This window comes from Candidatus Magnetaquiglobus sp. (genome assembly GCF_058402785.1).
Map to the genome: position 1 here is coordinate 48,577 of NZ_JBZVFG010000024.1, position 8,465 is coordinate 57,041.

Annotated in this window: 5 protein-coding genes; 3 read left to right on the top strand and 2 right to left on the bottom strand. The window is 63.5% G+C overall.

Annotation, left to right across the window (positions count from 1 at the left end; genetic code table 11):
- Positions 1-24 precede the first annotated feature (24 nt).
- The gene (locus tag ACV4UY_RS09770; protein WP_491607414.1) at positions 25-438 is read left to right on the top strand and encodes a response regulator; all 414 of its coding nucleotides are present in this window, start codon (positions 25-27) and stop codon (positions 436-438) included.
- Positions 439-496: 58 nt separating this feature from the next.
- Here the strand turns inward: ACV4UY_RS09770 and ACV4UY_RS09775 are convergent, their stop codons facing one another.
- Positions 497-3,877 carry a hybrid sensor histidine kinase/response regulator gene (locus ACV4UY_RS09775; protein ID WP_491607415.1) on the bottom strand — a complete coding sequence of 1,127 codons (3,381 nt, stop codon included), beginning with the start codon at positions 3,875-3,877 and terminating at the stop codon, positions 497-499.
- 25 nt (positions 3,878-3,902) lie between these two features.
- The gene (locus ACV4UY_RS09780) at positions 3,903-4,793 is read right to left on the bottom strand and encodes a transporter substrate-binding domain-containing protein (RefSeq protein WP_491607416.1); all 891 of its coding nucleotides are present in this window, start codon (positions 4,791-4,793) and stop codon (positions 3,903-3,905) included.
- A 374-nt stretch (positions 4,794-5,167) separates the two neighbouring features.
- Here ACV4UY_RS09780 and leuS point away from each other — a divergent pair, with 374 nt between their 5' ends.
- Both leuS and ACV4UY_RS09790 read left to right on the top strand, forming a co-directional pair.
- Positions 5,168-7,759 carry a leucine--tRNA ligase gene (gene leuS / locus ACV4UY_RS09785; protein ID WP_491607417.1) on the top strand — a complete coding sequence of 864 codons (2,592 nt, stop codon included), beginning with the start codon at positions 5,168-5,170 and terminating at the stop codon, positions 7,757-7,759.
- 50 nt (positions 7,760-7,809) lie between these two features.
- Positions 7,810-8,388 (top strand): hypothetical protein, encoded by a 579-nt coding sequence (locus ACV4UY_RS09790; RefSeq protein WP_491607418.1) that lies wholly within the window; start codon positions 7,810-7,812, stop codon positions 8,386-8,388.
- Positions 8,389-8,465 lie beyond the last annotated feature (77 nt).

Consider the following 8,465-nt stretch of genomic DNA (forward strand, 5'->3'; position numbering starts at 1 on the left):
CACCCCCCCCCAAAGGAGCCCGCCATGCCCACCATTCTGGTCATCGAGGACGATCCGCAGGTTCTCCGACTGCTCGAGGAGGTCTTGCGCTCCCTGGGCACCGTCCTCACCGCCCCGGATGGTCAGGTGGGGCATGAGATCATCCATCATCATCGCGGCATCGATCTGGTGATCACCGACGTTCTCATGCCCAACCGCGAAGGGTTGAGCGTGGTGCGGGATCTGCGGGAGTGGGATCCGCATGTCAAGATCATGGTGATCACCGGCGGGGACCGGATCTTCCCAGCCGACATCCTGGTGGATGTGGCCAAGATCAGCGGCGCCGACGTCACGCTCAAAAAACCCTTCTCCATCGAAAAACTGCGCTCCGAGGTGACCCGCCTGCTGGACGAACGACACAAGGAGATGGCCGGAAAGGGGCGCGCCGGACTCCCATGACCCGCCTGCCGCTCCGACCGGGTGGGGATCCCCGGTCCGGGTGGGGGTGTGCGGCGGATCACGCCACCGGGTCACCCCCCTTCGTGGCAGACCCACCCTCCAGACCGGCCATGAGTTCCCGCAACAGCAGCAAAGCCTCCTTCAAGCGGTATTTTTGGATCATCCGCGTCAGCTCCTCCAGCGGCTCACGCAAACCATCCGGCCACGCCACCCGTTGCATCTCCTCGAGCACCGGGATGCAGGGACGCGGTTTGCGCTCGGCCACCCAGGGTTCCAGACGCTTCAGAAAGCCCAGGAGCTGGCCGGCATCCTCTGAACGGGTAGGCGTCGGAGCCGGAAGCCCCTTGCCGGTGGAGAGATCGGCCAGGGCGGTTTCGATCGTGGTCATGGTCTCGGCCAGAAGGTCACGCAACCGTGCCATCTGCTCCAGAAACCCGTCGGGCGGCTCCGTCCCCCCCAGACCGCTCTCCAGGGTCTGACAGATCTCCCGCAGCGCCTCGCACCCCAGATTCCCGGCCAATCCCTTGAGGGTATGGGCCAGGCGCATACCCTCGATGAGATCCCGGTTTTCCACCGCGCGGGCGATCCGCTCGGCGCTATCCCGCTGTTGCACCACGAACTTCTCCAACAGGGTGACGAACAGCTTCTGATTGCCGCCGAGACGGGCCATGGCCCGCGGCAGGTCGAATCCCGGCAACACCAACGACACCCCCACCGGGCGGACCGGCTTGACGAACGACCCCTCACCCGCGACCAGCGCCGTCCCCTCCGGATGGAGATGGCGCACCAGGGTCATCAACAGTTGATCCACCTCGATGGGCTTGGGGATGTGATCGTTCATGCCCACGCTCAAACAGTGCTCCCGCTCGCCGGACATGGCGTTGGCGGTCATGGCGATGATCGGAACCGACTTGCCCCGCTCCAGACCACGAATCCGCCGGGTGGCCCCATAGCCGTCGAGCACCGGCATCTGGATGTCCATCAGGATCACCTGACAGGTGCCGCGCTGGAACAGCTCCACCGCCTCCTCGCCGTTGTTGGCGATGGTCACCTCCAACCCAGCCATGGTCAACAACTCGCTGGCCACCTGTTGATTGATCTCGTTGTCCTCCACCAGCAACACCCGCATCCCCCGCAACGCGGCGATCAGCTCGGTTGAACCGCCCAGCTCGGCAGGCTCGGAAACCCTCGGCGCGGGCTGCCGACCATGGGCCACCATGATGGCGTCGAAGAGCTGGGAGTGGCTGAAGGGTTTGGTCAGATAACCATCCAAAAGCCCGCTCGACGCCCCTTCGCGGGCCTGGGCCTGGTCAAAGGCGGTGAGCAGAATGATCCTGGGCTGGGCATCCGCGGCCAGCGTCTGACGGATCCGTTCGGCACAGGCCATGCCGTCCATGCCGGGCATCTTCCAGTCCATGATCACCAATCCGAACGGCATGCCCATATCTGCGGCCTGATGCATCAACGCCAGCGCTTCCAACCCCGAGGCCACGCAGGTCGCCTCCATGCACAGATCCCGCAAGGTCTGTTCGATGACCTCCCTGGCCATGGCGTTGTCATCCACCACCAACACCCGCCGTCCCCGGTCCAGGATCTCACTCGGCAGCATCACCGACCGGCTGGCGGTGGGCGCGGCGATCTTGAAGAGCGCGGTGAAGGTGAATTCACTCCCTTGATCCGGCTGACCGCTGGCCGAGATCGAACCCTGCATCATCTCCACCAGCCGCCGGCTGATGGAGAGCCCCAGACCGGTCCCGCCGAATTGACGGGTGGTCGAGGTATCGGCCTGGGTAAAGGGGGTGAAGAGTTTGTCGATCTGCTCGGGGGTCAAACCGATGCCCGAATCCCGTACCGTGAAGCGCAACCGCGCCTCCGTTCCGGTGTTCTCCACCAGGGCCACCGTGACCAGCACCTCCCCGGTGGTGGTGAACTTGACCGCGTTGCCGGCCAGATTCACCAAAACCTGCTCCAGTCGCAGCGGATCCCCGATCAGGTTGGCCGGAATGCGCGGATCCAGCCAGTGCAGAAACTCCAACCCCTTCTCCTGGGCCTTGAAGACCATCAACGTGCTCAGATGGTCCATCACCTCATCCACACGAAAGTCGATGGTCTCCATCTCCAATCGGCCCGCCTCGATCTTGGAGAAGTCCAGGATGTCGTTGAGAATCCGCAACAGGGAGTGGGCCGAGGCGTTGATCTTGTCCAGATAGTCGCGTTGTTTGGGGATCAGCTCGGTGCGCAGACAGAGATGGGTCATGCCGATGATGGCATTCATCGGCGTGCGGATCTCATGGCTCATGTTGGCCAGAAAGTCGCTCTTGGCCCGATTCGACTCCTCGGCCTGACGCTTGCTCTCGCGCAACTCCCCGGTCAACCGCTCCAGGGCCCGGCCCTGATCGCGCAAGGAGACCTCCACGGCCCGACGCTTGGCGATCTCCTCCTCCAACTCCCGGTTGATCCCCTGCAACTCGGTGCGTTGCCGCTCGGTCGTCTCCATCTGCTCCTTGAGTTGCGCGGTGCGACGCCGCTGCAACTCGAACAACACCACGCTGATCAACATCAACGGCGGCACGACGCTCGAGGCCAACAGGAAATTGCGCGAGGTCAAATGGCCATGAATCCGCTCCTCCGGGGCCAGGGTCACCCACTGGATGCCGGGCACGGGCAGCTCGATCTTGACCCCCAGACTCTCCACGTGGCGATCATCGGCGCCCATCGGCAGATCCAGGGCGAACAGTCGCCCCGGTTCCGCGTCGCGGATCTCCCGGATCACCTTCAACTCCTCCATCCACGGCTCGTGACGCTCGGCGAGCAGACCCTCCGCGCCGATCAGGAGCCGACGATTCCCATCCTGAATATCCAGTTTGCGCAGCGACTTCTCGATCCCGGCATAATCCCCCAACGCCAGCAGCTCCCCCCGTGCCACCCCCTTGAAGATCACCGGCGCCCGCAGGATCACCTGACGCAGGCACAGATCGATCATCATCACCGCTTTCGAGACCGGATTGGCGTCCGCCAACCCGATGATCGGCGCGGCATCCTCGCTTTCCACCAGACGCTTGCCGGCCTGGTCCAACAGGATCAGGCGTCGGAACGCCAACTGCCCGTTCTCGGCGGAGCTTTTCAACAAGACGATGAAACGCTCCCGAATGGTCTCCAGGTTGGCATTGAGCCCATACATCGGCGACATGCCCAGATCCTGGTTGGTCAGATAGGTCTCGATCTCACGGGAGCGGGTCAGATCCGCGAGCTGCTCGAGTTGACCATCCAGTCGAACGGCCAACTCCACGGCATGACGGTTGGTTTCGTTGATCAGCCGGTTGTCCGCCGCCTGGCGCAACTGCTCCTGACTCTGGTAGCCATGCCACAGGAGCGCCGACGAATAGCAGAAGAAACTCAATGCGAGAATGACCGGCAGGCTCGGTCGGGTTGCGTTCACGCCATGCCTCCTGGCTTGAGCCGCATCATTTGCGGGCGAAGAATTCCGGGAAGTAACTCCGTATGCCCGGATAATAGCGCTTGACGATGGTGTCATAGGTGCCATCGGCGCGGATGGTGTTCAAATAGGCATCAAAGGCGGCGCGCAGCTCCGGGGACTCCTTGGGAAAGGCCGCGGCCATCTCCTGGATCTCGGAGACCGGGCCGATCACCTTGATCTTGCCGGTCCACTTCTGCAAATCAAGCAGCGCATCGGCCACGTCCAGCAACGACAACTCGGCATCCTGGTTCAACAGGGCCGGGACCATCTCGTTCAAGTTGGTGTTCTTGGTGTACTTGCGCAGATCCAGCCCCTTGTCCTTGAGACCATACAGCCCCGGATCCAGACAGGTCTTCTCCATCACCAGCAGGCTCTTGGAACCGATCAGCGATTTGGTTTCATGGATATCCTTGCCCAGTTCGCCGGTCCCTGAAATCGGCGCCAGTTCCGAGTCGGAACGGGCGATCAACCACACCTGGGTGGGAAAGATCGGCGCGGAGAAATCCACCACCTTCTGACGCCAGGGCAGCACCGTGTAGCCGGTGGCGATCATGTCCCCCTTGACCGGATGCTCCCCCTCCAGCACCACCGCATCCCCCTTGCGCACCACCTGCCTGCCGAGAAGATCCTTGAGCACGTTGTCAAAATCGGTGAAAACCAGGGTGTATTTCACCCCGAGGCTCTTGGCGAATCCCTGCACGATCTCCACATCCATGCCATCGCCGGCTCCGGTGACGAAATTGGCGTAACGGATTCCCAGATGGCGCAATTCTCCCCGTTCTCGGATCTCCTTGAGATCGGCTCGGGCCGTGTCGAGCAGGCCCCAGAACAACAGGATGAGTGAAAACGCGATGCCCGACAGTCGATGGCCCCACATGTCGATTCCCCTTGGGTAGTTGAAGGTTGATTGAAAAGGTAGAATTTGCATTATCTGCAAAAATGGCATATTTTTGCAGTCATTGCAATAAAAAATACCCGCCTCAGGAAATCTCCGGCTCGCGCCAGCCCTCCTCCCCGCGCCCGGATGCCGTGCCACCCACCCCTGCGATAATGCCGTTTGCCGCGACGCGCCGATTCGTGATACCTTTTGCTCCTAGTACCGGAGTGGGCGCGCGCAAAGGTCGAACAATCCGATCTGGAGCGTCTCGAACGGCTGAGCGAACGGATCCTCGATGCCGGCTCGATCGAGGAACGCCTCGCCGATTGAGCGCCCGTGACTCCCCATTCATCTCCAATCGAAATCGAGAAGTCATGAAAAAGTACAATCCCCAGGCCGTGGAAGCCAAATGGCAGCGCATTTGGGAGGATGAACGGAGCTTTCGGGCCGACGAACGCGCGGAGAGGGAGAAGTATTACCTGCTGGTGATGTTCCCCTACCCGTCCGGACGGATCCACATGGGCCATGTGCGCAACTACGCCATCGGCGACGCGATGGCCCGTCACAAACGGCTGTCGGGTTGCGAAGTGCTGCAACCCATGGGGTGGGATGCCTTCGGCATGCCGGCGGAAAACGCCGCCATCGCCCAGAAACGCCACCCCAAGGCCTGGACCCACGACAACATCGCCACCATGCGCGGCGAGTTGAAATCCATGGGGCTGGCCTACGACTGGTCACGCGAGCTCGCCACTTGCGATCCGGATTACGCCCACTGGGAACAGGTGCTGTTCCTCAAGCTGTACGAGAAAGGTTTGATCGATCGCAAGCTCTCCTTCGTCAACTGGGATCCGGTGGATCAGACGGTGCTGGCCAACGAGCAGGTGATCGACGGCAAGGGGTGGCGCAGCGGCGCGGTGGTGCAGCGCAAGGAGCTTTCCCAATGGTTTCTGCGCATCACCCGGTACGCGGATGAGCTGTTGGAAGGGATCGCCACCCTGCCCGGCTGGCCGGAGACCGTGCGCACCATGCAGACCAACTGGATCGGCAAGAGCCACGGGGTGGAGTTCGCCTTTGCCATCGACGGCGAGGAGAGCACCCTGCCGGTCTACACCACCCGTCCGGACACCATCATGGGGGTGACCTTCTGCTCCATCGCGCCGGAACACCCGCTGGCCGCACGGGTGGCGGCGCGGAGTTCCGAGGCTGCGGCCTTCATCGCCGAGTGCCAGCAGACCGGCACCAGCGAGGAGACCCTGGAGCGTCTCGAAAAGAAGGGGTTCTTCACCGGTCTGCATGCCATTCATCCGCTGACGGGTGAAAAAGTACCGATCTTCATCGCCAACTTCGTGCTGATGAGCTACGGCACCGGCGCGGTGATGGCGGTGCCGGCCCACGACCAGCGGGACTTCGAGTTCGCCCGCACCCACGACGTGCCGATCCGGGTGGTGATCCAACCCACCGGCGCCCCCCTCGATCCGGCCACCATGACCGAAGCCTGGACCGGTCCCGGTTTTCTTGTCAACTCCGGCGCATTCACCGGGCTCGACAACGAAACCGCCAAAAAAACGGTCGCCGAGCGGTTCGAAGCGCTGGGAATCGGACGGGCCACGGTGCAGTATCGGCTGCGCGACTGGGGCATCTCCCGACAACGCTACTGGGGCAATCCGATCCCCTTCATCCACTGCCCGTCGTGCGGCGTGGTGCCGGTGCCGGTCGCCGATCTGCCGGTTCCCCTGCCCGAGGATATCCTCGACCTCCTCGGCCAGCCGGGCAATCCTCTCGAACGTCATGCCACCTGGAAGCATGTCACCTGTCCGACCTGTGGGGCTCCGGCACGGCGCGAAACCGACACCATGGACACCTTCATGGAGTCCTCCTGGTATTTTCTGCGCTACTGCTCCCCGGACCTCAAGACCGCCCCCCTGGATATCGCCCGCGTCAACCACTGGATGCCGGTGGATCAATACGTCGGCGGCGTGGAACACGCGGTGCTCCATCTCCTGTACGCCCGCTTCTTCCACAAGGCGCTGCGCGACGTGGGCGAGGTGGCCTGCGACGAACCCTTCACCCGCCTGCTCACCCAGGGGATGGTGCGCAAGGATACCCACCGCTGCCCGGAACACGGCTGGCGCTATCCGCGCGAGACCCTCGAACGCGAGGGGCGTCTGCTCTGCGCCGAATGCGAGGCGCCCATCGTCATCGGTCGCAACGAAAAGATGTCGAAGAGCAAGCACAACGTGGTCGATCCCAACGACCTCATCCAGGGTTACGGGGCCGATACCGCGCGGGTGTTCATGCTCTTCGCCGCTCCCCCGGAACAGGATCTGGAGTGGAACGACAGCGGCGTGGATGGGGCCTGGCGGTTTCTCAACCGCATCTGGCGCGTGGTGTGGCAGATCGTCGAACGGGCCCCCGGAGTCCCGCCGGCCCGCGCCATGCCCGAGGCTCCGGCGGCCCGCGCCCTGCGCGGCAAGATCCACGAGACCATCGACAAGGTGACCCGCGACATGGGACGCCATCAGTTCAACACCGCCATCGCCGCGGTGATGGAGCTGATCAACGCCGGCAGCCTGTTCCTCAACCAGGCCGGCGAAGGCGCCCTCTCCTCCGAGGAGGCCGCCACCCTGCGCGAGATGGCCGAAACCGTGGTGATCCTGATGAACCCCTTTGCCCCGCACCTCACCGCCGAGTTGTGGGAGGAGGCGTTGGCCATGCCGGGCCGGTTGCACGCGGCACGCTGGCCGACGGTCGATCCCGAGGCGCTGGTGCGCGAGACGGTCACCGTGGTGGTTCAGGTGAATGGCAAGCTTCGGGCCCGCATCGCCGTGCCCGCCGACGCCCCGAGCGCCGAACAGGAGCGGCTCGCCCTGGCGGATCCCAACGTCCAACCCCATCTGGCGGACAAGACGGTGGTCAAGATGGTCACCCTGCCCGGCAAACTGATCAACATCGTGGTCAAGCCATGAACCGGGATCACACCACGGACCCCATGGACACCCAGGGAGAGAACCCCAGCATGAACCGCCCGTCCCACGCCCGCACCGGCCTGACCGCCGCGCTGCTCGCCCTCTCCCTGCTCGCCGGATGCGGCTACCGCTTTCCCGGCGAACGGCTCGCCAACGCCGAACAGGGGCGCTGGACCCGGACCGTCCTGATGGTGGAGGATGTCAGCCCAGCCAAAGACATGGAGAAGTTCAAGGTCAAATCCCGCTCCGACGCGGTTCTGACCCGCATCCTGCACGAAAACCTCACCACCCGCATGGGCCCGTTTGCCGCGGGCTCCTCCAGCGCGGAGGGTTCCAAACGGTTGCGGGTGCAACTGGATGCGGTCAGCCGCGATCTGGTGCTCGAGGACAGCTCGGGCCGCGCCAATCAGTATCGGGTCATGATCACCGCCCACCCGGTCCTCGAGGTGGACGGCAAACCGAGCGAGCCGGGTTATCCGTCGGTCAAGGGAGTGGCCACCTACTACGAGCCCAGCTCCGGCACGGCCAGCCACGCGGCGCGCATGCGCGCCGAAACCGAGGCCATGAACCAGCTCGCCGACGCCCTGGTGGCGTTGCTGGCCGAGGATTTTCAACCGAAGAAACGCTAAACCGCGTCTGTTTTGAGATGCATCGTTTCCCGCAAGGCCACCGTGCAAAAGACGAGCTTCGTTTCCAAACTTGCCTG

What these genes read in the sequence shown, in the direction of transcription:
- ACV4UY_RS09770 (WP_491607414.1), top strand. Translation starts at nt 25, where the DNA reads ATGCCCACCATTCTGGTCATCGAGGACGATCCGCAGGTTCTCCGACTG.
- ACV4UY_RS09780 (WP_491607416.1), bottom strand. Translation starts at nt 4,793, where the DNA reads ATGTGGGGCCATCGACTGTCGGGCATCGCGTTTTCACTCATCCTGTTG.
- leuS (WP_491607417.1), top strand. Translation starts at nt 5,168, where the DNA reads ATGAAAAAGTACAATCCCCAGGCCGTGGAAGCCAAATGGCAGCGCATT.
- ACV4UY_RS09790 (WP_491607418.1), top strand. Translation starts at nt 7,810, where the DNA reads ATGAACCGCCCGTCCCACGCCCGCACCGGCCTGACCGCCGCGCTGCTC.